Below are 26,926 nucleotides of genomic sequence, written 5' to 3'. Positions count from 1 at the left end.
ATAAACCAATAAAGGATTATTGTTAAAACATGTTTTACGAATACCTTTTAAAACTATACAAATTAACTTAGATTCCCTGCTTTGAAATTCAATCTAAACACACACCTGCTTTTAGAATAATACTTCCATACATTTATGTGCATCATTAAACTTTAATGCCTAATTTTGTATAAATAGTAGTACTCAATTTGGATTCATCATATTCGTTCAAAATTTTCGACAATACCACATCTTTACCTGCAAATTGGGACACCCTTGCTAATACGACTGTTTTTTTATCCAAAAAATACCTTCAAGTACTTGAAAATGCTTGCCCAACAAATATGCAATGCCATTTCATTGGTATATTTAACCAAGATCACTTAATTGGGATTGCTATTTCTCAATTTATTGATTTAAATGCACTTGATAGCTTTGGGGAACGTGATAACAGCATCAAGAATAGGATACGGAATTTTGTTTTTAAAAAAATAGCTTCGCATGTATTGATTGTTGGCAACAATATGCTCACAGGCCAAAATTCATTTGCGTTAAGCTCAAATGCTAATCCTACAAGAGCAATTCAAACGTTACATGAATCGGTTCAAGAATTAAAAAATAAATTTGCACAAAAAGGTATAAAAATACACATTACGTCTTTTAAAGATTACAATTCCAAAGAATTCGAACTGTTTAGAATCCCCGCTTTTAGAAAAGACTTCAAGTTTTCTACTCAGCCCAATATGATTTTTACAATTGATGAAAATTGGCACCAAGAAACTGATTATATCAATTCGTTATCAAAAAAATACAGAGATCAATATAAAAGAGGTCGTAAAAGGGCTATTGGAATTGAAAAAAGAAAATTGCCTCTAGAGGAAATCCTAGCCCTTGAAGACACTATCTACGAATTGTATCTGTATGTGGCTAAAAACGCTCCTTTTAATACTTTTTTTCTACCCAAAAATCATTTTAGTGTTTTTAAAGAGCAGTTTAAGGATAAATTTCTTTTTTATGGATATTTCTTGAACGGAAAACTCATTGGTTTCAACACATTAATAAAAAACGGATCTATTATGGATACCTATTTTTTAGGTTATGATGAAACCATTCAACGAGAAAAAATGCTTTATTTGAATATGCTTTATGATATGATAGCCTATTCCATAAATAAAAAATTTAAATCAATTGTATTTGCCAGAACAGCATTAGAAATAAAAAGTTCAGTAGGTGCTAAACCGGAAAAAGTATTTGGTTTGATGCGCCATGAATCTTATTTTTTTAATATTTTACTACCAAAAGTATTCAGGTACTTAGAACCCGAAACCATTTGGCAAGAGCGCAATCCATTTAAATAATTGAGAGATCTGTATAAGGAATAGCTACTTTCATTTGCCCTTTAAGTATTTCAATATTTAATTTGGTTTCTTTACCACAATACTCACCATCTATTTGAAAATCTGCTGGCACATTGAGTGAAATTTGAGCTTTATTGGTTGATATAATAGTGACATCCTCATCATCAAGAGGCATATTTCCCGTTATTATTTTACCCAATAAGAGTAAATCCATATTTTTCAATATTACCAATTCAAATTTCCCATCGTTCATTACTCCATGGGGATTTATAGTAACACCAGTACCATATTTTTGAGAATTAGCTATAACCACCATTCTAGCTTCGCTCACAATAGTTGGAAAATCTCCAGTGATAGTTGCAATAAAAGGATCATCAAGCTCCATTAACGTTGACACGGTTTGCAAGGCATATCCCCACATTCCTCTTACACTACTGCTTTCATAATTTTTTACCAATGCTGCATTAAGACCAATATCACTTAAATGAATACTTTTTTTTCCGTTGATTGAAATCATGTCAATAGCTAGGTAATCATTCAAGAATGCAATTGAAAGATTCTCCTCTACAGTTGTGGGTAAATTGAGATCAACAGCCAAACCATTGGCAGAGCCTGCTGGCAATATTCCTAATATCACATCCTCTTTTTCCATGGCTTCGGCAACCATTTTAATGGTACCATCACCACCTGCAACGATAATTCTTTCAGGCTTGTAGTTAGTATAAAAGTCTTTTATATTTTGAATATCGTTTTCACCAGTAGTAGTAAAAACTCTGATATTCAAATTTTCTTTTGCAGCAAATTGAGATACAGATTCTATCAAGGCTGATTTATCGATATCTCCAGAAATAGGATTTACAACAATTAAGATATTCTTTTTCAAATTTCTTTTCTTTTTTTCGATTAAAACCTCTACTTTAACTTTTTTCAAAAATACAAAATTTATGAAGCCTATTTTAAAATTATACCGTGGTTATGCAAATGATCAAGAACTAATTGTCATGGGGCATGTGTTTAAACCCACAACTAGAGAAGAGTATAATTTTCAAAAGAAAAACCTCAAAAATGCTACATCGGTCATCAAAATGTTTCAGATGAAAACACAAGCCAATGCCGATGTTTACTTAGAACTAAATGGCACTAAGATTCACACTAAAACGCTTGATGATGGCTATTTTAAGTTTTGTATTCCTCTAGATCCCAACAGCGATTATGGATGGATTGACTATGAAGTAAGCATGACTTATGAAAAAGAAACCATCATAAAAAAAGAAAGCTATATCAGGCCGCACAAGGGAAATTTAGGGATCATATCAGATATTGATGATACCTTTCTGGTTTCCTATACTTTCAATCCTTTATTGAAGTTGTATGTCCTTCTTTTTAAAAATATTAACAAACGTAAAATCTACGATGATGTAGTAACGCATTACCAAGCGTTGAGCACTGCGGGAAGAAATAACAAGGCCGAATTCAATGCTTTTTTTTATGTTTCTAGCAGTGAATGGAATTTATACCGTTTTATTATCAATTTTACGGCAATTCACAAACTCCCAAAAGCGGTGTTATTATTAAAAGATATTAAAAGCAGTTTAACTGATTTTTTTATGACTGGCAGAGGTGGTCACAATCATAAATTCGAAAAAATTAAACACATTCTTGAATTTTATCCCAATCTAGAATATGTACTGCTTGGTGATGACTCGCAGCACGATCCCTACTTATACCAATCCATTTGTAAAATATTTCCAGTAACCGTAAAAGCGGTCTACATCAGGCAAACCGGAAGTTCAAAAAAAGAAAAAGTCTGTTCAGTTTTAAACAACTTAACTACACTTAACGTTGCTGTGTGCTATTTTAAGGAAAGTAGCGAGGCGATTTCTCATTCTAAATCTATTGGAGTTATTACCTAAAAAAAGAGCCCCAAAAGGAGCTCTAAGTAACATTATAAATTATCAATTTCTTCTTGTATTATTTCCCAGTCTAATAATAATTGATCTAGATCTGATTTCTTTTTATTGTAAGCTGTAAAAAACTTAGCGTCTTCAATATGTTTGTCATAATTAGAAGTCAGCATTTTATCATCCTGCTGAATGTCGCGTTCTAACTGTTTAATTTGACTTTCAATTTTACTCAATTTATTTTGAAGTGCTTTACCCTTTTTTTGATCTTCATAAGAGGTTTTATTGCTTTCCTTTGGTGCAGCAGCCTTTTCGATATCTTTTTTCTCTACTTCGCGCATGTTCTCCAAATTGCGCTGTTCCAAGAAATAATTGATATCTCCTAAATACTCCTTAATTTTTTGATCTTTAAATTCATACACAATATTAGACATTCCTTGTAAAAAATCACGATCGTGAGATACCAATAATAATGTTCCTCCAAATTTTTGCAAGGCAGCTTTCAAAACATTTTTAGACTTAATATCTAAGTGATTCGTTGGCTCATCCATCAACAATACATTGATAGGCTGTAACAATAATTTACACAACGCAAGACGGTTTCTTTCACCTCCTGAAAGTACCTTTACTTTTTTCTCCACATCGTCTCCTCTAAACAAAAAAGAACCCAACATATCCCTCACCTTCATACGGTTGGTATCTGCAGCGGCATCTTCCATAGTCTGTAACAATGTAATTTCACCATCAAGATATTCTGCCTGATTTTGAGCAAAATAACCCAATTGCACATTGTGTCCTAGTTTAATAGTCCCTTGATACTCAAATTCGTTTACGATTGCTTTAATGAATGTAGATTTACCTTGACCATTTTGACCAACAAAAGCAATTTTACTACCGCGTTCTACTAATAAACTAATGTCTTTTAAAATAGTAGTGTCACCATAACTTTTGGTTACATCTTCGGCTTCAATAACAACTCTACCTGGTTCTTTAGAAACAGGAAAGGAAATATTCATTACCGAATTATCATCTTCATCAACCTCAATACGTTCAACTTTATCTAATTTTTTGATTAAAGACTGAGCCATCGATGCCTTTGATGCCTTGGCACGAAATTTTTCGATCAATTTTTCGGTCTCTTCAATTTTTTTGGCCTGGTTTTTTTGAGTAGCCAATTGCTTTTCTCGAATTTCATGACGAAGTTCAAGATATTGTGAATACGGTTTGTTGAAATCATATGCCTTCCCTAGAGAAATCTCAATAGTTCTATTCGTAACATTATCAAGAAACATTTTATCGTGAGAAACAATCACTACAACACCTGGATAATTTCTTAAAAAACTTTCTAACCAAATAATACTCTCGATATCCAAGTGGTTCGTTGGCTCATCCAGTAACAATACATCATTCGCCTGAAGCAATAATTTGGCTAGTTCAATACGCATTCTCCATCCTCCAGAAAAAGTTTCAGTTTGATTGTCAAAAACTTCTCTTTTAAAACCCAATCCCAACAAGATTTTTTCGGTGTCTCCCACATAATTATACCCTCCTAAAAGTTCAAAGCGATGGGTGTAATCTGATAAATCTTCAATGATTTGACTGTAGGCATCACTTTCGTAGTCTGTTCTAGTAACAAGTAGATGGTTTATTTCTTCAAGCTTTTTTTCAACAATTTTAATTTCAGTAAAAGCTTCGTACGCTTCTTCAAGAACAGTTCTTCCTTGCTCAAAATCAATATCCTGACGCAAGAAACCCATTCTAATGTCTTTCTCTTGTGAAATCACACCAGAATCAGGTGCAAAATCTCTAGCCAACATTTTAAGCATGGTAGACTTCCCCGCTCCATTTTTTCCAACTAGGCCTACTCTGTCTCCAGCACCTAGACGAAAAGTAACTTCTTCAAACAAATAAGTACCACCAAAAGAAACAGATAAATTGTGTATATTAAGCATGTATTATGATTTATTTCCTTAATGAATGTGTAAATTTGTAACAACAAACACTGCTTTTCAAAAAGAAAAAATTAATTTTTTGCAAATGTTAAAAAAAGGATCCAAATTATATAGCATTTTAACAGGAACTTGTCCTAAATGCCAGAATGAGAGCATGTATTTGGAAAAAAATCCATTTCAATTGACAAAAATTCTAAAAATGAAAGAAAATTGTAGTCATTGTGGATTGCGCTATCAAATAGAACCTTCATTTTTTTATGGAGCCATGTATGTTAGTTACGGACTTAATGTTGCTTTAGGAGTAGCTGCATTTATTGTCTCTTTTATTTTTTTTAAAACGAATTTAAAAATAGCTTTCGCTGCCATTATAGCTACCCTCATTGTAACTTTTCCATTTGTCCTTAGATGGTCCAGAAATATATACATCAACATGTTTATATCTTACGATCCAAAAGCAACTACTAACAAGAATTAAGAATAGTATTTAGCTTCATACCTTTTAATATCAATAACAGGATCTAATTTTATTTGGTGTTCAATATGGTTATATAATTCTTGAGCCATTGTAGGCCCAAGCATTACTCCCCGCGTTCCAAGACCATTCAAAACATGAAAACGATAGTAATTAGGATGTGTACCAATGAGAGGTCTCCTATCCTTAACCGTTGGCCTAACTCCTGCAAAATGCGCCTCTATAGTAAAATCACAGGATAATATCTCTTTAATACGATCAATGAGTTCTATTTTACCATCTTCTGTGGGAAAATCATCTTTCTCTCGCCAATTGTAAGTAGCTCCCACTTTGAATAAATTATCTCCTAAAGGCAAAATAAAAACACTAGTATTAATAATTACGTCTAGATCTAGATCACTTGCTTTTATAATAAATAGTTCACCCTTAGTCCCATCTAAAGGTAAATAATTAAAATAAGGATTAGCATCTAACCCAAAGCCTTCCGCAAAAATAATATGTCTTGCTTTTAAACCTTTATAAGAAACTCCCTCTTCATCTTGAATTAATTCATTGTAATCAAAACTTTCTGAGATAAATACGTCTAGTTTTTTTAAATAGGAATGGAAAGATTCTAAAAAAGAAGCAGTGTCTACATAACCCGTTTGTAAAACTTCTCCATAGCCAAATGGGGCATCTATTCCACTTACATTTTTATAAATCAAATTAGTAGAAAGAAAAGGTTCTAAACCTTTTTTATCTGCCGCTAAAAACCAATTATTTTGTTCTTCAACAGAATAAAACTTCCTTAAAATAGGAGTTTTAAAATCAAATTGTTTGTCGAGTGTTTTTTCTAAAATGGTATAAAATTCATTCATCACATCCAATTGTTGTTGCGCATTCCAGACTTCACTGAATCGCTTTAAAATAACAGGATTGTATAAGCCTCCTGCAATTTTAGATGAGTTTTGAGAACTATTGTCATAAACCATAATAGATTTATGATTGCGCAAGGCATATTCAGCAAATGACAAACCAGCCAAACCAGAACCAACTATAATATAATCTAACATTTAAATAAAATAAATTTTAAGGAAAAGGGATTCAAACAAAAAACTCCTACCACAAGGTAAGAGTTTTTTAAGTTTATTGAAAACTACTAGTAGTTCCACATATCTGATTCAAAGTTTCGAATTTTATCCTTAACTCTTTCAGATTCTAATAATTGATTTTGAGCATTGTCTTTCATATACTCATCAATTCTTCTATCTCCGTATACATTTTCCTCCTTATAAATAAAGGCATTAAAACGTCTAGAGTTTAAAATTTGATCAAATGAAATTGGCAATGCCGAGTTTTTATCATTAAAAGATTTAGCATCATGCAACACCTCTCTAGCAGCAGGGAAAAAGATCCAAAACAATTCAATGTAATCTTTCTCGTCACTATTCATAGTATAAACATCAGGAGTAACAGGACAAATACCTAACAAACGATATTTTAATTCACTTTGTCGTTTGTCAAAGTACCAATACCCTTTTATTTTATATTGCGTTACATCTTGAGCAGCAAGATCTTGTCTTGTGATATACTCTTCAGAAACCTTAGTACCTGAATTTATTTGTTCTCTACCAGCATCAGTAGTATCAATTCTTGTTAGCGACGCCTGAATATCTTGAAGTGATTTTTTAGTATTAAAATAACTATCAGTATATACTTCAGTAATTTTTCCACTTTTAATTGCCTTAGATAGTACATCATAAAGCGATCTTCTGTCATTACCTATATTGGCGGTATCAATAGGGAAGTATAAAGAAAAATTAATCTTTTCACTAAGATCTATAATTTCCCACGTTGTTTTACCCATCAACACGTCTCTATCATGAACATAACCATAAGCAAGAGGCTTATCATTATCAGAGTCAAGTTGCGCAGCTGTTTTTAATCCAATTTGATCTGGAGTTTTCGCATTCAACAAATTGGATTGTGCACTAGACACAAAACAACCCGTTACAGCGAAGATTGCGATAAATAAATTTCTAATATTCATAGTGGTATTCTTATTGATATTGAAAAGGATTTAAAAACCCAATTTATTATTGTATTTCAAAAATAACCGGAGAAGTCCTTGGTAATAAATAACTACCAGCACCGTCAAGTTTTGTCTTTATTTCAGAAATGGTAACTTGATCGCCTCTACCTGCTTTAGATAATACAGATTTACACTGAGCATTTAATTTATTTCCTTGTACAACAACTGTTGGCTGACCTGTAACCTTAAGATTAAAACCAATTACACTTAATCCTACCTCAAAATCAAAGTCTACTAGTTTAGCTCCAACTGTAGATATTTCTAAGTTAGATTTAGGTCCTTTAACAACACCCATTTCACCTCTTATTGTACCAGTTGGACCAGGAATACCTTTAATTCTGAATACTTTTTTATCAGATGCTACTTTACCATCTGCCATTTTTCCAGAAACATTAATGATAACTTCATTTCCAGCTCCAGGAGACATAACATATTTACCATTACCCACTTTTGACAATCCAGGTGCTGATGCATTTACTTGATTATCTGGAATACCTGCAAACGAAATCGTGATAGGGTTTTGAACACCTCTATAAACCACATTCATTTTATCAGCAGAGATAGTAGCCGAATTAGGTCTAGGAACTACCACATACTTACCAGCGAACTTTAATGGAATGTTTTTGCCATCCTCAAGAAATGTAAATTGTCCGTTGATTGTCTGCTCACCAACATTCCCAGCAGTCATAGCAATTACAGCCTGACCGTTAACAATTTTACCAGGTCCTGAAAATGAAGTTGGTTTAGTGTTTTCATCATATCTTCCTAAAACTACTTTACCTGTAACTTGCTCTCCTTGAAAGTAAGCACTTTTGTCAAGAACTACAATTGCCTGATAATTGCTATAAGATGCAGCAGCAACAGCCGCTTTACCTAATAACGTATTGTAAACATCAGTCTCCATTTTCTTAACATCATTCTGCCAAGCAGATAACTTTGCAAGTGAAGCAACAGCCGGAAAACCTTTAAAGTTATAATCTAAATACGGGATCGAAATTCCGTCTTTATTTTTAACAGGTTGTAAAGAGAATTTAGACTCAACTTCTGAAACAATAGCTGAAAGTTTTTTGTTACTTCCTAAAGCAGCTTTCATGTCTGCCTTATATTGTTCAACCGTTTTCACCACTTCATTCCCTTTTGCAGAATAACCTGCAGGGCTAAACCAAGATTGATCTAAATTATCACCCTTGTCCATAGACTCATAAGGCAATTTACCAGTTTCTGCATCAATTTCAGTTCCTTTTAAAACATCCGTTTTTATATTAGCGATATAATCATAAAATTTCTTTGTAATCGCTTCTACTTTATGAGCAGTTCCAGATGCAGCAGCAAATTCTCCGCCGGCTTCAGCAGCCTTAGCGTCTAAGCTCATCAACATTTGTGCGTTTGATTGCTCAGCAGCACTATTAGAACCTTCAAATTTTTCATTCATTATTCCAAAAGCAGACAATACTTCTTTGGACATATTTAATGCTAACATTGAGATGAAAACCAGGTACATCAGGTTTATCATCTTCTGTCTAGGGGTTAGTTTTCCTCCTGCCATATTTTCTAATAATTAGTTTAAATTAATAATAGTTCGAAACTAATTATCCTTTGTTATTCATTGCAGAAAGCATTCCTCCATAAACTGAATTCAAAGAAGATAAATTTGAAGTCAAAGATTGCATTTGCTCTTTAAGCTTCATATTATTTTGTGCTACTTCATCATTTATTTGAGCATTTCTAGAAGCGCTTTCTAATTGTACCTTATATAAACTGTTTAAAGATTCCATTTGAGATGCTGCAAGAGTTAACTCTTCACTGTACTTTTTTGTAGAAGCAATAGAATCTACTGTAGGAGCAATTCCTTTAGCAGCTGATTCAAAATTCTTTATACTACTACCTAAACTTGCCATCAATTCACCATCAATTTTAGCATCCTTAAGCATTGCATCTAACTTTTGAGATAATAATCCTTGAGTATCAGCAACAGGTTCGGCTTTTTTAGTGGCAGGTTTAGCTTGACCGTTAGCCAATTCAGGATATACTAAGGTCCAATCTAATTCATCATCGACCGGTTCAAAAGCAGATAATGCAAAGATCAAAGCTTCAACAACAAGACCGATAGTAAGCATCAAATTCCCTGTTATAACACCGAATTCAATGTGAGTAATTTTAAATAATGCTCCAAGGATTACAACTGCAGCCCCCATACCGTAAGCGAAATTCATTGCTTTTTTTCCTAATAATGCCATAATAATAAATTTTAAATTTTAATAGATTGGGTTTTTGTTTAATTTATTTCTTTTTTTTACCGTTACCTGTAGTTTGAAGTCCCATATAATCTTGCACGGTTCTGAAGCCTATATAACTTCTTGCAGAATCAGCATACTCATAGTCTCTAGTACTAACTTGTAGGAAGTAAGCAACGTCTTTCCATGAACCACCTCGCAACACTTTACGTTTGTTAGAAGCATCTAAAACATTTGGATTCATTGATGAAACATACTCATAAGCATTTGCATCATAAGATGAGTCCGTCCATTCAGATACATTACCAGCCATGTTATATAAATTATAACCATTAGGCTCATATGATTTAGCTTCTAATGTATACAAAGCCTCATCAGCAGCATAATCCCCTCTATTAGGTTTAAAGTTAGCTAAAAAACAACCTCTATCATTTTTGGTGTAAGGACCACCCCAAGGATATGTGGCCGATTCTAAACCACCTCTAGCGGAGTATTCCCACTCAGCCTCTGTAGGCAATCTAAATTGATTAATTAAATCTTGTCCTTTTGTTTTTGATTTTATATAGCCATTTTTATTTAATGTTCTCCACGCACAAAAAGCTTTTGCTTGTGTCCATTTTACTCCTACCACTGGGTAATCACCATATGCTTTGTGCCAAAAATAATCGTTATGCATAGGCTCATTGTAAGAATAAGCAAAATCTTTAATCCACACCGTGGTATCAGGATAAACATTAACTTCTTCTGTTTTGATAAAATCTTTTCTACGACCCACTTTAGCTTTTGCAGCTGCTTGTATGTCCATCCAAGAGTAGCGAAATTTCAATTTATTTACATCAATTGTTCTTAAGCCGTTATAAGATTCTTCGCTTGGTAAATACATAGAATCCATAACTTCAGTGTATGCTGCATCTGGATATTCTTTTGGTCCCTTAGCCAATTTCACTTTTCTATTTAATTTTCTACCAGCATACTGATCGTCTTCAGTACCTATGCTATAATAATTATCGTACATATATTTATCATATGCTGTCATCTTGGTAGTATCGGAGTCACTAAAAGCATAGTCAGCAATACTTCCTGATTTCTTACCTTTATTTGACCCAGCAGCGGCGGGCTGACCACTTAAATCAGCCATTATTGCTAATTTAACTCTTATAGTTGAATCTTTAACCCATTCTACAAACTGACGGTACTCACTATTTGTAATTTCAGTTTCGTCCATATAAAAAGAACGCACCGTAACTGTTTTTGTAGGAGCATCCTCAATACTTGCTAAATCCGCGTCAGATTTACCCATAATAAATGAGCCTCCAGGGACTAAAGTCATTCCGTATGGTTTCTCAGGGTGCCACTTTCCACCATTAACACCAACTAATTCCCCTTTATCACTTGATTTAGCACAGCTAATCAATAGGGTTAAAATCGTCGTAAAAGCTATGAACTTATTCATATAATTTCGGTTATCTATTCATTAAATTTGAGGGTGTAAACCTATTTATTATTTTTAACAAAAACAATTTTTTTATACTAAACAAATCGCTTTTTATAAAAAAATCATATATCTATGTTAAATATCTCTAAACAAGGTTTTTTCTTTGGGCTTTCCACCACCTTTCTGGCAATTCGTTGTTGCATGCAAGCAAGTACTCATCGTAAGAACATGGTAATAACGTATTTCTTTTTAATTTATTATTAACATTTGAAATAAATGGTATTTCTATCCACCATCTTTCTGTTTTATCGCTTTTATAAAAAATTAATTCTTCTTCCTCTAGTGGTACGATATACTTTAAGTATGATTCTTTACTCCCGAAAGGATATTCATTTGATCTATATTGAACTCCTTCTATAAAATACCAAATAATTTGTGCAACGAGGTGAGATTCTTGTTCCGTATCATTAAAATTAAAGACTCCAAAAGAACTTACTTTATCACTAATTCCTGAATAACGCGCTAAAGTGCATATTTCTTTCCCATTAAAACCATTTGGCTGAAACGAAATAAAATTACCAGAATCCGAAGATTTAACGGCACTTACATCAATACTTACAAGATCTGCGTCTCTAAAAACAGGTTCTGAGATAACTATATTGTTCGAAACTTCCCCAAGTCGATATGCGTCAAAAAATAATTTTTCAATTAAATCAATTTCTTCTTGCGAGTTAAAGTACGTTTGGTACCCCAAGTTACAAAAATTAAATAAATTATTAGGCTCATCTACAATTATTTTTGTCAAATAAGAAGTTGCAGATAATTCTTCCTCATCTTTTCCAAAATCAAACCTACTATCAATTGCAACAATATTTACCATTTGCTCCAGCACATCATACGCCCTATACATGCCATACGTAATGTCCTGAGAACCGCCCAAAACAACAGGGATCACACCTGTTTTTAATAACTCCGAAGTGATTTTTTTAACAGCAAAATGCGTATCAGATACCGAATTTCCAGCTTGTATATTTCCTAAATCAGCAATTGATGTTTCCCAATTACCTGGAAATAAACCGTAAAGTTCTTTTCTTAAAGCTATTAAACTTACATTTTTAGTTTCAATAGATCGCCCTCTATTATCTAAAACACCTATAATTGCTAATTTGATTTTGTTGATATCCGGAAATTGCTCCTGAGTATGCATCACAACTTTACTACCAAGTTGTTGTGAAGTCAATCCAAAACAATATTCAAGAACCTCATCATCAACGGGGTTTAAAAAATCAAATTCCATTTATTCCTTTTTCATCTTCACTACGATATTTACTTAAAATTGTGTAGCGAACAAATTAAATTATTAATTATTTCTTTTTTACGACAGGTTTTTTAACGGCTGCTTTCTTTGCAGATGTCTTTGCTGCAGGTGCTTTTTTAGCAGCTACTTTTTTAGCAGGTGTTTTTTTGGCAATCATTTCTTGAACTTCTTCAAGTGTTAGTTTTGACGCGTCTACATCTTTACTTAACTCAATTTTAATTTTGCCTTTTGTAATCACAGATCGACCCCAGCGTGCTTTTTCTACAAGAATCCCTTCCTCTTCCCAATTGTGTAATACTTTATCGATATTTTTTTGAAGCTTATCTTCAATCAAAGCTTCAATATCTGATTGAGATAAATTATCAAAATCGTATTTTTTACTCACATTGATGAACAATCCGCTCCATTTGATGAAAGCCCCAAAACGACCAACACCTTTCTGAACTCCTTCACCTTTATAAACCGCTATAGGCGCATCTGCTAAAGCTTTTTCATCAATTAATTCTTGAGCTCTTTTATAATCAACATCTAATGGGTTCTCGCCTTTTGGCAAAGATACAAATGCAGCACCATGACGAATATAAGGACCATAACGACCATTACTCACCTCAACTTCTTCACCTTTATACTCTCCTAAATTCTTAGGCAATAAAAATAAATTTAAAGTTTCTTCAAGCGTAATATTACCAATATTTTGATCGTTCATCAAACTGGCGAACTTTTTATCTTCATCATCAGGAGCGCCAATTTGAGCCATCGGTCCAAATTTCCCCAAACGAACCGAAACTGGTTTTCCTGTTTTAGGGTCAGTCCCTAGAATTCTTTCGCCACTTTCTCGCTCAGCATTTGCCTCCACATCTTTTACAGTAGGATGAAATTGATCGTAAAACTCCTTCATCATTTTTGTCCAAACAATATTTCCTTCGGCAATTTCATCAAAGTCTTGCTCTACTTTTGCCGTAAAATTATAATCTAGAATATTTCCAAAATTCTTAACAAGGAAGTCCGTTACAATAGTTCCGATATCAGTAGGTACTAATTTCCCTTTATCTGATCCAGTATTTTCTTTAAGTGCCTTCTCATCTACCTTACCAGATTGCAAAATCAACTGCGTATAATTACGCTCTTGACCGTCTAGATTTCCTTTCTCAACGTAATTCCTATTAATTATCGTTGAAATTGTAGGCGCATAAGTAGATGGACGACCTATTCCTAGTTCTTCTAGTTTTTTTACCAAAGAAGCTTCGGTAAAACGAGCTGGAGCTCTTGAGTATCTCTCGGTTGCTGTAATGTAATTATTTTGTAATTTTTCGTTCACTTTCATTGCAGGCAACATTCCCTCCTGCTCTTCCTCATCATCATCATGACCTTCAAGATACACTTTTAAGAAACCTTCAAAAAGCAATACCTCTCCAGATGCAGTGAATATTTCATTGTGGTTGCTCGCTTCAATTTTCACATTGGTACGTTCCAATTGCGCGTCACTCATTTGCGAGGCCAATGTTCTTTTCCAAATTAAATCATACAAACGTGCTTGATCTCGGTCAATGTCTACCGTATGACGTGACATATCAGTGGGACGAATTGCCTCGTGGGCCTCTTGTGCTCCTTTACTTTTATTAACAAAGGTTCTTGGCTTAGAAAACTCTTTTCCGTAAGATTTGATGATTTCAGCTTGAGCAGCTTCCATTGCATCTTTGGATAAATTAACACTATCCGTTCTCATGTAGGTAATCAATCCCGCCTCATACAAACGCTGCGCAAGTTGCATGGTTATACCCACTGGCAAATACAATTTACGAGCTGCTTCTTGTTGTAATGTAGAAGTAGTAAAAGGACCTGTTGGAGATTTTTTGGTAGGTTTTGTTTCTAAATCTGATACCTTATATGTAGAACCAATATTTTTGTTTAAAAAATCTTGAGCTTCTTGTTTTGTATTAAAATTTTTAGGCAATTTAGCCTTGAATATTTTTCCAGACTCGTTTGTAAACTCGGCTACCACCGAGTACGTCGCAACCGCTTTGAAATTTTGAATTTCTCGTTCGCGTTCTACAATTAAACGTACAGATACTGACTGAACACGACCCGCAGATAAACCACCCTTAATTTTTCTCCACAATACAGGAGATAATTCATAACCAACCAAACGATCTAAAACACGTCGCGCTTGTTGTGCATTAACTAAATTGTAGTCTATCTCTCTAGGATTATCAATAGCTTTAAGAATAGCTGTTTTTGTAATTTCGTGAAAAACAATTCTTTTTGTTTTGTTTTTATCTAAATTAAGCTCTTCGGCAAGGTGCCAAGAAATAGCTTCACCCTCACGATCCTCATCACTTGCTAGCCAAACCATATCGGCTTTCTTAGCTAACCCTTTCAGCTTGGTGACCAAGGCTTTTTTATCTGCAGAAACCTCATACTTAGGCTTAAAATCATGCTCTACATCTACTCCTATTTCCTTTGAAGGTAAATCAGCAATATGTCCATAACTAGACTCTACTTGATAATCTGTACCTAGGAATTTTTCGATTGTTTTTGCCTTTGCTGGGGACTCTACTATAACTAAATTCTTTGCCATTGATCTATTTTTCTGGGACAAAAGTATCTATTTTTTTTTAAAATTTAAGCTTTTGCGGTAAGATTTGAATACTTTAAACCTTAACACCAGTGACTTTGTCATCTGCAATGATCCCTTTTTACTCTGACCAAAGTAAAAATCAGAAAGCAAAACACATTTGTCCCCAGCGTAACATAGCAAACTAAGAAAGCTATTTTTTTAGTTTAAAAAATTTTTATTTATGGACGAGCCTAACAGAAGATGTTCAATTAAAAGATAATAACAGCCTTAAAAATCAAACACAAAATACTGTTAATTCTTAATCTGACAAGTTGTCATATTTATTTGTTTTAGCTTATCTTTGTGCTTTGAAAAAATAGCATGGAAAAGATTATTGAAGAAAGCAAACAAGGAGAAAGTCTTGTTTTAGAGAATAAACCTGAGAACACAAAGAAACTTTTTATAGAAAGCTATGGCTGTGCGATGAATTTTTCGGATAGCGAAATTGTAGCTTCCATTTTATCTGGAAATGGATATAATACCACACAAGTTCTGGAGGATGCCGACTTAGTGCTGGTAAATACCTGTTCTATACGCGATAAAGCAGAGCAAACCATTAGAAAACGTTTAGAAAAATACAATGCCGTAAAACGCATTAACCCTAAAATGAAAGTTGGCGTTTTGGGCTGTATGGCTGAACGTTTGAAAAGTCAATTTCTTGAGGAAGAAAAAATTGTAGATCTTGTTGTAGGTCCTGATGCTTACAAAGATTTACCCAATTTATTACAAGAAGTTGAGGAAGGTAGAGATGCTATAAATGTTATTTTATCAAAAGACGAAACCTATGGCGATATTTCTCCGGTTAGATTGATGAGCAACGGGATTACGGCTTTGGTTTCTATCACTCGTGGTTGCGATAATATGTGTACTTTTTGTGTAGTGCCTTTTACCCGTGGCCGAGAACGTAGTCGTGAACCCCAAAGTATCATGGCAGAAGTTCAAGATTTATGGGACAAAGGATTTAAAGAAATTACCTTACTCGGACAAAACGTAGACAGCTACCTCTGGTACGGTGGTGGACTGAAAAAGGATTTTGAAAATGCTAGCGAAATGCAAAAAGCTACTGCTGTTGATTTTGATCAATTGCTTGAGATGGTTGCTTTAAGTTTCCCAAAAATGAGAATTCGGTTTTCAACTTCTAATCCACAAGACATGCATGAAAGTGTATTGCATGTTATTGCTAAGCATCCTAATATTTGCAAACACATTCATTTACCGGTTCAGTCTGGAAGCAACCGAATTTTAAAGGAAATGAACCGTTTGCACACTCGTGAAGAATACATGACTTTGATTGATAAAATTAGGACTATAATCCCGAATTGCTCTATTTCTCAGGATATGATTGCGGGTTTCCCAACAGAGACTGAAGAAGATCATCAAGACACAATGAGTTTAATGGAGTACGTAAAGTATAATTTTGGTTATATGTATTCGTATTCTGAACGTCCTGGGACATTGGCTGGAAGAAAAATGGAAGATGATGTTAACGATGAAACTAAAGCCCGTAGATTACAAGAAATTGTAGATTTACAACAAAAACACGCTTGGTTTCGTAGTGAAGAATTCATTGGTCAAACCGTAGAAGTTTTAGTAGAGAAAGTTTCAAAGAAATCAACAGAAGAATTCTCAGGTAGAAATTCACAAAGCATAACTGTAGTTTTCCCAAAAGAAAATTATAAAATTGGAGATTTTGTAAATGTCAAAATTACTTCTTGCACAAGCGGAACTTTAAAAGGGACAGCAATTAGTTTAAGTGAGATGAATTGATTTACTTACCACAAATTACGCAAATTTTCACAAATTCATTTAATATAAGCATCAAACATGAGTGAGTCTAATGAGTATTATTATAAAAAAGATGAAAATTACGAAATAGTTGGACTTTGTATGGAAGTACATAGATTACTTGGGCCTGGTTTACTAGAAATCGTTTATAAAGATGCATTAGAAATAGAATTCAAAAACCATAATATTCCGTATGAAAGAGAAAAAGAGTATACTGTGGAATATAAAGGAATAATTTTACCTCATAAATTTTATGCCGACTTTGTGGTTTACAACGATATTATTCTAGAAGTAAAATCAATAAAAGAAATCAGTAATGATCATATTGCGCAAACATTAAACTATATGAAATTAGCCGATACTCCCATTGGAATAATAGCAAATTTCCAAAATAAATCATTAGTTCACAAAAGATTAATAAACACCTAAAAATATAAATTTGCGATAATTTGTGTAATTTGTGGTTGAGAAAAAAAATTTATGGAATCAGTACAATCAATAAAACAGCGCTTCGAGATTATTGGGAATGACCCAAAACTCAATCGTGCCATTGAAAAAGCCATACAAGTTGCCCCAACTGATATTACCGTGCTGGTAACCGGTGAAAGTGGCGTTGGAAAAGAAAATATACCTAGAATCATACACTCACTTTCGCATAGAAAACACGGAAAATATATTGCTGTGAATTGTGGTGCAATTCCAGAGGGAACTATAGATAGTGAACTCTTTGGTCATGAGAAAGGAGCTTTTACAGGCGCTACAAGTACCAGAGAAGGCTACTTTGAAGTGGCTGATGGAGGCACCATTTTCCTTGATGAAGTGGGAGAATTACCCCTTACCACACAAGTACGCTTGTTGCGTGTTCTTGAAAATGGTGAGTTTATTAAGGTAGGTTCCTCTCAGGTACAGAAAACTGATGTTCGAATTGTGGCCGCAACCAATGTTAATTTATTTGAAGCCATAGAAAAAGGAAAATTCAGAGAAGATTTATACTATAGATTGAGTACCGTTGATATCTCCTTGCCTCCTTTAAGAGATAGAAAAGACGATATTCACCTATTATTTAGAAAATTCGTTGCTGATTTTGCACACAAATACAAAATGCCACCTCTTAAACTTGAGGAAAATGCCATACAAGTATTGCAAAAATTTCGCTGGAGCGGTAACATTCGTCAGTTGCGAAATGTGGCCGAGCAAATTTCAGTTTTAGAAACAAGCAGAGATATTACATCTACCACTTTACAATCTTACTTACCAGAACAAGGCAGTAACTTACCCTCTGTTATTAAGGATAAAAAAAGTGAAAACGATTTCAGTACTGAACGAGAGATTTTATACAAAGTCCTTTTTGACATGAAAAGTGATTTGAATGATTTGAAAAAGCTGACTCTGGAACTGATTCAGAACGGAAGTTCAAAAGTGCAAGAGACCAATCAAAGTTTGATCAAAAAAATATACGGTTCTAAGGAAAATGATAATGAAATAGACTTTGAAGAATCTCCTAGAAATAACCAAATTACAACTTTAAATAACGAAAGTTTGTATCAAGAACCAGAAGAAAACTATTTATTTGCCGAAACAATCGAGGAAGAAGAAACCCTAAGACTAGAGCAGAAAGAAATAGAAATGATCAAAAAATCATTAGAAAAAAACAAAGGAAAACGCAAAGCCGCTGCTGATGAGTTAGGAATATCGGAGCGCACTTTATATAGAAAAATCAAACAATTTGACTTGTAAAAACCTTTAAATATAAAAGTCAAACAAATCGAAATTAACTTTTACTCATTATATGAAATATTTAAAATTCGTACTTGTATTATTATTTGCTGCTTCTTTCCAAGGATGCTCCGTGTATAACTTCACCGGAACCGGTAAAATAGACGCCGAAACGTTTCAGGTAGGTTTTTTTCAAAACAATGCTGAACTTATTGAGCCTGGAATTGACCTAACTTTTACACGTGAACTTCAAGATTTAATTCAAAATCAAACCAATTTAAATTTGGTAAAAAACAGTGCCGATTTGACTTATGAAGGGGAAATAGTAGAATACCGTATTAGTCCCATGACCGCTACTGCTGATCAACGTGCTGCGCAAAACCGACTAACACTAAGAGTAAATGTACGTTTTACAAACAAGAAGAAAGAAACAGATAATTTTGAAAAACCATTCTCCTTCTTTTTTGATTACCCAGCTGATCAACAACTTACTGGAACAACATTAAACAATGCTTTAAAAGAAATTTTTGAAAGAATTACACAAGAAATTTTTAATGAGTCATTAGCTAAATGGTAAATTCAAAAGTAAGTTCAAAAATACTTTTGCGAGCTAATAAAAATAATCACAGAAAAGAAATTACGGAACATTGAACAATTAAAAAATGAATGTAACTGACTTTATCCACATCATAAATAAACCGGATACTATTCATGTGCAACAAACACAGGATTTAGAAAAGGTAATAGATGAATTTCCGTATTTTCAAAGTGCACGAGCGTTACAGCTTAAAGGCCTTTACAATGAAAATAGCTACAAGTATAACTACGCCTTAAAACGAACTGCAGCTTATACCACAGATAGATCTGTACTGTTTGACTTTATAACATCTGATACTTTTATCTCTATACACACTAGTTTGTATGAAAAGAAAGCTCAAGAAATATTAGACAATCAAGTAATTGACGATGAAAAAAATGTTTCGGAAAAAGAAATAGATCCTAAAATTAATACTCTTGAAAAATCGATTTTAACCTCAATTTCTAAATCTAGCACAGTAGAGCCCGAACAACAAATCCATAAAATTGAGGAAAAACTAGCCATAGGAACACCATTAGATTTTTCAAAACGAGAACAACATTCGTTCCAGGAATGGCTTCAATTATCTCGTAGCGAACCTATAGAACGTGACCAAACAGTACTTGAACAAGAAACTTTAATGGATGAAGAAAAAAGAAAAAAATTAGAACTAATTGACAAGTTTATTGAAACCAGTCCCAAAATCACACCCGGAAAACATGGAACAATAATACCAATTACCATTGATATCAATACAACTGATAATTCATCATTAATGACCGAAACGCTTGCACGAGTGTATTTGGAACAAAAAAAATATCAAAAAGCAATTCAAGCTTATGAAATATTAATTTTGAAATATCCAGAAAAAAGTAGTTTCTTTGCGAAACGCATTTCGGATATAAAGATTTTACAACATAATAATAATTAAACAATGAGCACATTTTCAATTTTTTTAGTTTTAATAACTATAGTATGTTTTTTATTAATCGTCGTTATCATGGTTCAAAACCCTAAAGGTGGCGGATTATCTTCAAACATTGGAGGTTCACAAATGTTAGGCGGAGTTCAAAAAACTACTGATTTTTTAGACAAAAGTACATGGACCTTAGCAACAGTTCTTATATTATTGATTTTGTTTTCAAGTTTAAGTTTTACAGGAACGCTTAGCGATACTGATTCTAAGATAATTGAAAATACAAGTACAACTGCGCCAACTACTCCTGCTGCACCAGTACAAAACGCTCCAGCTACTCCAGCTCCAGCAAAATAAATAAAAACCCATATAGATAAAATGCCAGCCTGTCAAAGCTGGCATTTTTTTTAGGAAAATATGTCAGTTCAAGCAAGATGGCACAATTTCTGAAAAACGATAATCACAACTTTTTAATTTTATATAAAAACATACGACCATGAATTTAAACATTAAACCACTTTCGGATAGAGTTCTAATTGAACCTATGGCTGCTGAAACAAAAACTGCTTCTGGTATCTATATTCCTGATACAGCAAAGGAAAAACCTCAAAAAGGAACCGTTGTTGCAGTAGGAAATGGAACAAAAGAGCATACTATGACAGTAAAAATTGGAGATACCGTACTTTATGGCAAATATGCTGGTACAGAATTGAAATTAGAAGGTGTTGACTACTTAATTATGCGTGAAGACGATATTCTAGCAATAGTATAGTCTAGAGAATCCCATAAAGGGAATAAAAAAATTGAAACTTTCAATACTTAAAACAATTAAACAATTTTTGAAAAAATGGCAAAAGATATAAAATTTGATATAGAAGCACGTGACGGATTAAAACGTGGTGTTGATGCATTAGCAAATGCTGTAAAAGTAACATTAGGACCAAAAGGACGCAATGTAATCATTGGAAAGGCATTTGGTGGACCAAATGTAACCAAAGATGGTGTTACTGTAGCCAAAGAAATTGAATTGAAAGACCCATTAGAAAACATGGGAGCTCAAATGGTAAAAGAAGTAGCCTCTAAAACAAATGATTTAGCAGGAGACGGAACTACAACTGCAACTGTTTTAGCACAAGCAATCGTAAAAGAAGGCTTGAAAAACGTAGCTGCAGGAGCAAATCCAATGGACTTAAAGAGAGGAATTGATAAAGCGGTTGAAGCTATCGTTGCCGACTTAGCACAGCAAGCAAAAGTAGTAGGAAGTGATTCTGAGAAAATCAAACAAATTGCTTCTATCTCTGCTAACAATGATGAAGTAATTGGTGAATTAATCGCTACTGCTTTCGCAAAAGTTGGAAAAGAAGGAGTGATTACCGTTGAAGAAGCAAAAGGAACTGATACGTATGTTGATGTAGTAGAAGGAATGCAATTTGACAGAGGATACCTTTCTCCTTATTTTGTAACTAATTCTGAAAAAATGGAAGTAGAATTAGAAAATCCATACATACTTTTATATGACAAAAAGGTTTCTTCACTGAAAGAATTATTACCAGTTCTTGAGCCAGTTGCTCAATCTGGAAAACCATTATTGATTATCGCTGAAGATGTAGACGGAGAAGCTTTATCAACATTGGTAGTAAATAAATTACGTGGAGCCTTGAAAATCGCTGCTGTAAAAGCACCTGGTTTTGGTGACAGAAGAAAAGCAATGTTAGAAGACATCGCTATCTTAACTGGTGGAACTGTAATTTCTGAAGAAAGAGGATACACTCTTGAAAACACTACTATTGAAATGTTAGGTACTTCTAAAAAAGTAACTATCGATAAAGACAATACAACTATTGTAAGTGGTGCTGGAGATGCAGACATGATTAAAAACCGTGTAAACCAAATCAAGGGTCAGATGGAAGTAACAACATCTGATTACGATAAAGAAAAATTACAAGAGCGTTTGGCTAAATTAGCGGGTGGTGTTGCTGTACTTTATGTAGGAGCTGCATCTGAAGTTGAAATGAAAGAAAAGAAAGACAGAGTTGATGATGCATTACACGCTACTCGTGCTGCTGTAGAAGAAGGTATTGTTGCTGGTGGTGGTGTTGCACTATTAAGAGCTAAAAATGTTCTAAGCACCATAATTGCAGATAATGCTGACGAAGCAACAGGAATTCAAATTGTATCCCGCGCTGTAGAAGCTCCGTTAAGAACTATTGTAGAAAATGCTGGTCTTGAAGGTTCAGTAGTAGTAGCAAAAGTTGCTGAGGGTTCAGGAGATTTTGGCTACAATGCTAAAACTGACGAATATGTAGATATGCTTGCTGCTGGGATTATTGATCCCAAAAAAGTAACTCGTGTAGCCTTAGAAAATGCTGCATCAGTAGCTGGGATGATCTTAACTACAGAGTGTGCTCTAATTGACATTAAAGAAGAAAACGCTGGCGGCGGAATGCCAATGGGTGGTGGTATGCCAGGGATGATGTAGTCTTAATTTAAGAATTGTCTTTTAAAAATAACCAAACCGAAGCAAGTTGCTTCGGTTTTTTTTTACACATCTAGAAATAGAATTATATTATATCCGCGCTTAGGACACTAGAATTTCAGATTATTTTTATCTGCGGAAATTCTAAAGACTTTTTCTTGAAAATATAAAACTCTTAAACTCATAAAATTTCAACATAAAAAAAGGATGTAGTTCTCTATAAACTACATCCTTTTTTATGCTAAACAATTGTTGTTAAAGTACCAATTAAATTACTCTTGAACCTTTGATTTTTTACTAAACTTATAAATCACTGGTAGAACTGTAATTCCCACTAAAGCTAATACAATTAATTCTATATGCTCTTTTAGATCAATTTGATAATTCTCCAATAAGAAACCATATAAATAATGTCCTGCGAAAATTAATGTGAATGACCATATAAAAGAACTCAGAATGTTATAAAACATAAACTTGTTCTTATCCATTGATACAATTCCTGCAACTATAGGCGCAAATGTTCTAAAAATTGGCAAAAAACGAGCAAAAATAATTGCCTTACCACCATACTTTTCGAAAAAATCTTTAGACTGAACCAAATATTTACGTTTGAACCAAAAGCTATCTTCTTTGTTATACAAATAATAGCCACTTTTAGAACCAAACCAGTAGCCTACGACATTACCCAAAATCCCTGAAAACGCTACCAATGTAGATAACAAAACTACATTCAGAAAATCATTGTCAATTATAAATATATTTTCAATTAATTCTCGGCTGTAGATCCCAGCCAAAAACAACAAACTATCACCTGGCAGAAAGAAACCTGCAAAAAGACCGGTTTCAGCAAAAACAATAAATAAAACTATATAAATTCCCAACTTAATTCCGTTTATGTCAAAATGGATGTAAAAAAGCGGGTCAATTAAATTTTTCCAATCAAATTCGTTCATTCTAAAAAATATTTTAAACCTAAATTTATAGTGCGTGAAAGTAAGCATAATAAGTTTCTAGAGCAAAATAATGCCTTATTTTAAAGTTTTATTAACTATTTAAATTATCTAAATTTACTTTCTTGCACACGCAATTAAATTTTGGTTTTGCATTTCGAGATTGCAGTCACTTAAAAATATCCTTTTTAAGTGACTACAACCCTAATTTATTCACACAATATATATGGGCATTAAAAAAGCCAAAGTTTTCACTTTGGCTTTCTCTAAAATTATTTTCGTTCGTATTGGCAACAGGTATGAAGCTTTTCATAATCCTCTTGTAAAGCCTTGACCTCATTTGTATCATGACCCACTTTTGCAATTGCTTTTTGAATCGTAAGAAGATCAGTTTTCTGTTCGTTCACTATCAAGTATAACGTACCGCAATCCATATGCCAATCCGCAGATTTCACCCCTGAAACACTCAAAGCTACTTTCTCGATTCTCTTTTTACACATGTCACAATTCCCACTAACATGAAATTCAACCTTGGCATTTTTATTTTTTATCTCTTGTGCTTGAACTGTAAGCCCAGCAAACACCAGTAAGAGCACTACTATTATATTTCTCATCCTTTAACTTTTTTTAAGATTATTTAATTTTATAACGCAAACCCATGTAATACATTTGTCCAAAAACTGGACCATAGACTATTGATGCGTCAAAAGTAGGTCCAAATGGGTTTTCACTACCCAAAATAACATTTTCTTGTTTGTAATTTCCAATATTTTCTCCGCCAACGTACATTTCAAAAGTAGAAGAAAAAGTTCTAGTAACTTGAATATTCATCACAGAAAATGACGGCGAAAAATCAGGCAGCCTATCCACTTCTGGATTAGTTGAAGTATTGGGTAATTGTTGTTTCCCGAGCCAATTAAAAGTATAATCAAACTTCCATTGTTTGCCCTTATCTAGAACATGAGTTTCGTATCCTAAATTCCCAAAAAAACGATGTTTTGCCTGCAATGGTCTTTGATAAACTCCTGATAAATAGCCTGTTTGAATGTCATAGAATTTGTAGGCTGTTCTCAAATTAAAATGCTTTTTCAGTTCATAATTAAACTCTACTTGCAAACTATTCGCATACGAATTCCCTTTTAAGTTATAAAACAAAACCTGTTGCGGACTTTGCAATACATCAACAACAGCTTGATTTTGAAAATCGGTTCGGTAGAAATCAAAACCAACATCAGCACTTTTACCAAAAAGCAAAAAACCCTGCATAAAACTAACTCCGTAATTCCATGCAATTTCAGGATTCAAACCGTATATTTTCCCATTCGTATCTAAAAAATTAAAGGTTCTTGAACTTGCCAAAAGCTGCTGATTTTCGGCAAAAACATTAGCGCTTCGCTTTCCTCTTCCTGCTGAAAATCGAAGAACTCCTTTCTCCCAAGGATTGTATCGCACATGCAATCTTGGCGTAGCAAAAGCCCCCAAACGATTGTGATTGTCTATTCTAACACCAAGAACTACGCTAAAATTATCCGTGTTATCATACGTATATTCGAAAAAAGCACCCACCGAATTATCAATTCTGCTGTAATCATTTACATTGACAAACTCACCGTATTTATCATACGTGAAGTTCAAACCTGTTGAGAATTTATGTTTCGTATTATTGATAATCGAATTAAAAATCAGATTTGAGTAATAACTTTTTTGTTTAATATTATATTGGTTTAAGCCAAAATAAGACTTTTGATCATGGCTATTAAAAGCATTTTGAAAACCAATACTCTGATAAGGCATGTCCGGAAAAACATATCCTAATTTAGTGGAAACATCAAAACGTTCTGTATTAATTTCAGAACCCCAATAATTAGTTGTGCCCTTGTCCCTATCAGGATCAAAATTTAATTCTCCCGTTTGTTTTTGATCATTCATATACCGGAAATTGATGAAACTCACCCACCCTTTTGCAGCGTTGGTGTATTGCCAACGATTCAAAACATTAATTTGTTTAGCTAATGGATTGTCCAGAAAACCATCCTCATTCATATCGTTTTTTGAAACTCTCGTGTTTCCATGAACAAACAAACTACTACTCCACTTGTCAGAGATTTTCTTGTTGAAATGAGTATTTAATTCAAAACGGGAATCTGTTGAACCATAAAAATTCAGAAAAAATGGTATATCATTGATGGGCTTTATCAATTCGGTATTAATTTGCCCTGAAATACTTTCGAAGCCATTGACAACACTTCCGGCGCCTTTGGTAATTTGGATGCTTTCTACCCAAGTTCCAGGCGTAAATGACAATCCGTAGGCTTGAGAAGCTCCACGAACCGAAGGAATATTCTCCTCCGTGATCATTAAATAAGGACTTGTCAATCCTAGCATTTTTATTTGTTTCGTTCCCGTCAAAGCATCCGAAAAATTGACATCGATTGAAGGATTTGTTTCGAAACTTTCTGCCAAATTACAACATGCAGCTTTGAGTAATTCTTTGCTTGTCATTGTTGTAGTATTAGCCGTAAGACTGTATGATTTTTTTAAACTTTTACGTTCATTCTGCACTTTAATCTCTTGCAAAGTATCTTGCGAAAACGAATTATACCCAGAAAATAAGAACAATAAAAGTATTGAAATTTGTTTTTTCATTATTGATTTTTAATGTTATAAAAAATACAACACCACAAAAAATGTGATTTAACTTTTGTAAAAACATCAAAACTAAGCGTAGAAAATATATTGGTGGTATAATTTAAAAAAAGGAGGTGCATTTGCATCACAATAATACGAAGTAAATGCGTTTTTTTTAAAATTTGAAACAAATGAAAACACACAAGGATTCCATTCATTTGATTGCAAAATAAAAACCGGATGAAAAGAAACTGTTTTTTGAATTAAATCATCTGTTTTCTTTTCAAATTTAACCTCTTTGTCTTTGCAACAATGTGATTCTTTTTCCACAACGCCACAACAATCCTTCTCTAATTTCTCATCCTGAGTAGACGTTTTAAGAGTAACCGAAGTAATGTCATTACCACAATAGCGAACATTAAATGCGAATCCAATATTGGAAACCAATAGGAAAAAAGCAAGAAGTAAACTTATATGTCTGTTAAATTTCACTTTGCAAAATTAATCATTTTATCAAATCCGAAAATCAAATTATTGTAAA

General features: G+C 33.5%; 24 protein-coding genes. 11 read left to right on the top strand and 13 right to left on the bottom strand.

Going from position 1 to position 26,926, the window contains the following annotated elements; translation table 11 throughout:
- The first annotated feature begins 188 nt into the window (after nucleotides 1-188).
- On the top strand, nucleotides 189-1,337 hold the full coding sequence (locus FJV36_RS04855; RefSeq protein WP_158729627.1) for an 8-amino-7-oxononanoate synthase: 1,149 nt from the start codon (nucleotides 189-191) through the stop codon (nucleotides 1,335-1,337).
- Here FJV36_RS04855 and FJV36_RS04850 read toward each other — a convergent pair.
- Nucleotides 1,330-2,268: a diacylglycerol kinase family protein gene (locus FJV36_RS04850; protein WP_347752965.1), complete on the bottom strand. Its 939-nt coding sequence runs from the start codon at nucleotides 2,266-2,268 to the stop codon at nucleotides 1,330-1,332. The two genes, FJV36_RS04855 and FJV36_RS04850, sit on opposite strands and share 8 nt — an antisense overlap.
- A 13-nt stretch (nucleotides 2,269-2,281) precedes the next feature.
- On the opposite strand from FJV36_RS04850, the gene FJV36_RS04845 reads away from it, so the two are divergent.
- Nucleotides 2,282-3,250 carry an App1 family protein gene (locus tag FJV36_RS04845; RefSeq protein ID WP_158729626.1) on the top strand — a complete coding sequence of 323 codons (969 nt, stop codon included), beginning with the start codon at nucleotides 2,282-2,284 and terminating at the stop codon, nucleotides 3,248-3,250.
- Nucleotides 3,251-3,282: 32 nt separating this feature from the next.
- Here FJV36_RS04845 and FJV36_RS04840 read toward each other — a convergent pair whose 3' ends face one another.
- On the bottom strand, nucleotides 3,283-5,190 hold the full coding sequence (locus FJV36_RS04840; protein WP_158729625.1) for an ABC-F family ATP-binding cassette domain-containing protein: 1,908 nt from the start codon (nucleotides 5,188-5,190) through the stop codon (nucleotides 3,283-3,285).
- Between the two features lie 85 nt (nucleotides 5,191-5,275).
- On the opposite strand from FJV36_RS04840, the gene FJV36_RS04835 reads away from it, so the two are divergent.
- The gene (locus FJV36_RS04835) at nucleotides 5,276-5,665 is read left to right on the top strand and encodes a DUF983 domain-containing protein (protein WP_158729624.1); all 390 of its coding nucleotides are present in this window, start codon (nucleotides 5,276-5,278) and stop codon (nucleotides 5,663-5,665) included.
- On the opposite strand, the gene FJV36_RS04830 is transcribed toward FJV36_RS04835, so the two are convergent.
- The 7 genes from FJV36_RS04830 to topA form a co-directional block, all read right to left on the bottom strand.
- Nucleotides 5,662-6,714 (bottom strand): FAD-binding oxidoreductase, encoded by a 1,053-nt coding sequence (locus tag FJV36_RS04830; protein ID WP_158729623.1) that lies wholly within the window; start codon nucleotides 6,712-6,714, stop codon nucleotides 5,662-5,664. The two genes, FJV36_RS04835 and FJV36_RS04830, sit on opposite strands and share 4 nt — an antisense overlap.
- 86 nt (nucleotides 6,715-6,800) lie before the next feature.
- On the bottom strand, nucleotides 6,801-7,691 hold the full coding sequence (gene gldN, locus FJV36_RS04825) for a gliding motility protein GldN (RefSeq protein ID WP_158729622.1): 891 nt from the start codon (nucleotides 7,689-7,691) through the stop codon (nucleotides 6,801-6,803).
- Between the two features lie 46 nt (nucleotides 7,692-7,737).
- The gene (gldM, locus tag FJV36_RS04820) at nucleotides 7,738-9,279 is read right to left on the bottom strand and encodes a gliding motility protein GldM (RefSeq protein ID WP_158729621.1); all 1,542 of its coding nucleotides are present in this window, start codon (nucleotides 9,277-9,279) and stop codon (nucleotides 7,738-7,740) included.
- A 43-nt stretch (nucleotides 9,280-9,322) separates the two neighbouring features.
- Nucleotides 9,323-9,970, bottom strand: coding sequence for a gliding motility protein GldL (gene gldL, locus FJV36_RS04815; protein WP_158729620.1), 648 nt, complete (start codon nucleotides 9,968-9,970; stop codon nucleotides 9,323-9,325).
- A gap of 43 nt (nucleotides 9,971-10,013) precedes the next feature.
- Nucleotides 10,014-11,420 carry a gliding motility lipoprotein GldK gene (gene gldK / locus FJV36_RS04810; RefSeq protein WP_158729619.1) on the bottom strand — a complete coding sequence of 469 codons (1,407 nt, stop codon included), beginning with the start codon at nucleotides 11,418-11,420 and terminating at the stop codon, nucleotides 10,014-10,016.
- Between the two features lie 127 nt (nucleotides 11,421-11,547).
- Complete coding sequence (locus FJV36_RS04805) at nucleotides 11,548-12,699, bottom strand: formimidoylglutamase (RefSeq protein WP_158729618.1); 1,152 nt, start codon at nucleotides 12,697-12,699, stop codon at nucleotides 11,548-11,550.
- Between the two features lie 67 nt (nucleotides 12,700-12,766).
- The gene (gene topA, locus FJV36_RS04800) at nucleotides 12,767-15,298 is read right to left on the bottom strand and encodes a type I DNA topoisomerase (RefSeq protein WP_158729617.1); all 2,532 of its coding nucleotides are present in this window, start codon (nucleotides 15,296-15,298) and stop codon (nucleotides 12,767-12,769) included.
- A 360-nt stretch (nucleotides 15,299-15,658) separates the two neighbouring features.
- On the opposite strand from topA, the gene miaB reads away from it, so the two are divergent.
- The 8 genes from miaB (at nucleotide 15,659) to groL (ending at nucleotide 22,810) form a co-directional block, all read left to right on the top strand.
- The gene (gene miaB, locus FJV36_RS04795; RefSeq protein ID WP_158729616.1) at nucleotides 15,659-17,104 is read left to right on the top strand and encodes a tRNA (N6-isopentenyl adenosine(37)-C2)-methylthiotransferase MiaB; all 1,446 of its coding nucleotides are present in this window, start codon (nucleotides 15,659-15,661) and stop codon (nucleotides 17,102-17,104) included.
- A gap of 57 nt (nucleotides 17,105-17,161) precedes the next feature.
- Nucleotides 17,162-17,551 (top strand): GxxExxY protein, encoded by a 390-nt coding sequence (locus FJV36_RS04790; protein WP_158729615.1) that lies wholly within the window; start codon nucleotides 17,162-17,164, stop codon nucleotides 17,549-17,551.
- Between the two features lie 51 nt (nucleotides 17,552-17,602).
- The gene (locus FJV36_RS04785) at nucleotides 17,603-18,859 is read left to right on the top strand and encodes a sigma-54-dependent Fis family transcriptional regulator (protein WP_158729614.1); all 1,257 of its coding nucleotides are present in this window, start codon (nucleotides 17,603-17,605) and stop codon (nucleotides 18,857-18,859) included.
- A gap of 52 nt (nucleotides 18,860-18,911) precedes the next feature.
- Nucleotides 18,912-19,415 carry an LptE family protein gene (locus tag FJV36_RS04780; RefSeq protein ID WP_158729613.1) on the top strand — a complete coding sequence of 168 codons (504 nt, stop codon included), beginning with the start codon at nucleotides 18,912-18,914 and terminating at the stop codon, nucleotides 19,413-19,415.
- An 85-nt stretch (nucleotides 19,416-19,500) separates the two neighbouring features.
- Nucleotides 19,501-20,346, top strand: a complete 846-nt coding sequence (locus tag FJV36_RS04775; RefSeq protein ID WP_158729612.1) for a tetratricopeptide repeat protein — start codon at nucleotides 19,501-19,503, stop codon at nucleotides 20,344-20,346.
- A gap of 3 nt (nucleotides 20,347-20,349) precedes the next feature.
- Nucleotides 20,350-20,688: a preprotein translocase subunit SecG gene (secG, locus tag FJV36_RS04770; RefSeq protein WP_158729611.1), complete on the top strand. Its 339-nt coding sequence runs from the start codon at nucleotides 20,350-20,352 to the stop codon at nucleotides 20,686-20,688.
- Nucleotides 20,689-20,827: 139 nt separating this feature from the next.
- Nucleotides 20,828-21,103, top strand: coding sequence for a co-chaperone GroES (gene groES / locus FJV36_RS04765; protein WP_144889261.1), 276 nt, complete (start codon nucleotides 20,828-20,830; stop codon nucleotides 21,101-21,103).
- 75 nt (nucleotides 21,104-21,178) lie between these two features.
- Nucleotides 21,179-22,810: a chaperonin GroEL gene (groL, locus tag FJV36_RS04760; RefSeq protein WP_158729610.1), complete on the top strand. Its 1,632-nt coding sequence runs from the start codon at nucleotides 21,179-21,181 to the stop codon at nucleotides 22,808-22,810.
- Between the two features lie 269 nt (nucleotides 22,811-23,079).
- Here groL and FJV36_RS04755 read toward each other — a convergent pair whose 3' ends face one another.
- The 4 genes from FJV36_RS04755 to FJV36_RS04740 all read right to left on the bottom strand — a co-directional run bounded on the left by FJV36_RS04755 (nucleotide 23,080) and on the right by FJV36_RS04740 (nucleotide 26,877).
- Complete coding sequence (locus tag FJV36_RS04755; protein WP_158729609.1) at nucleotides 23,080-23,760, bottom strand: DedA family protein; 681 nt, start codon at nucleotides 23,758-23,760, stop codon at nucleotides 23,080-23,082.
- Nucleotides 23,761-24,029: 269 nt separating this feature from the next.
- The gene (locus FJV36_RS04750; RefSeq protein WP_158729608.1) at nucleotides 24,030-24,371 is read right to left on the bottom strand and encodes a heavy-metal-associated domain-containing protein; all 342 of its coding nucleotides are present in this window, start codon (nucleotides 24,369-24,371) and stop codon (nucleotides 24,030-24,032) included.
- Nucleotides 24,372-24,390: 19 nt separating this feature from the next.
- Nucleotides 24,391-26,403, bottom strand: a complete 2,013-nt coding sequence (locus FJV36_RS04745; protein ID WP_158729607.1) for a TonB-dependent siderophore receptor — start codon at nucleotides 26,401-26,403, stop codon at nucleotides 24,391-24,393.
- Nucleotides 26,404-26,475: 72 nt separating this feature from the next.
- Nucleotides 26,476-26,877: a hypothetical protein gene (locus tag FJV36_RS04740; RefSeq protein WP_158729606.1), complete on the bottom strand. Its 402-nt coding sequence runs from the start codon at nucleotides 26,875-26,877 to the stop codon at nucleotides 26,476-26,478.
- Nucleotides 26,878-26,926: the final 49 nt, after the last annotated feature.

Origin of the sequence: Flavobacterium sp. I-STPP5a (genome assembly GCF_009764685.1) — a bacterium.
In the GTDB taxonomy this organism is placed as follows: domain Bacteria; phylum Bacteroidota; class Bacteroidia; order Flavobacteriales; family Flavobacteriaceae; genus Flavobacterium.
Note: the sequence above shows the minus strand (reverse complement) of the source record. Positions and strands in the feature narration are given on the sequence as shown.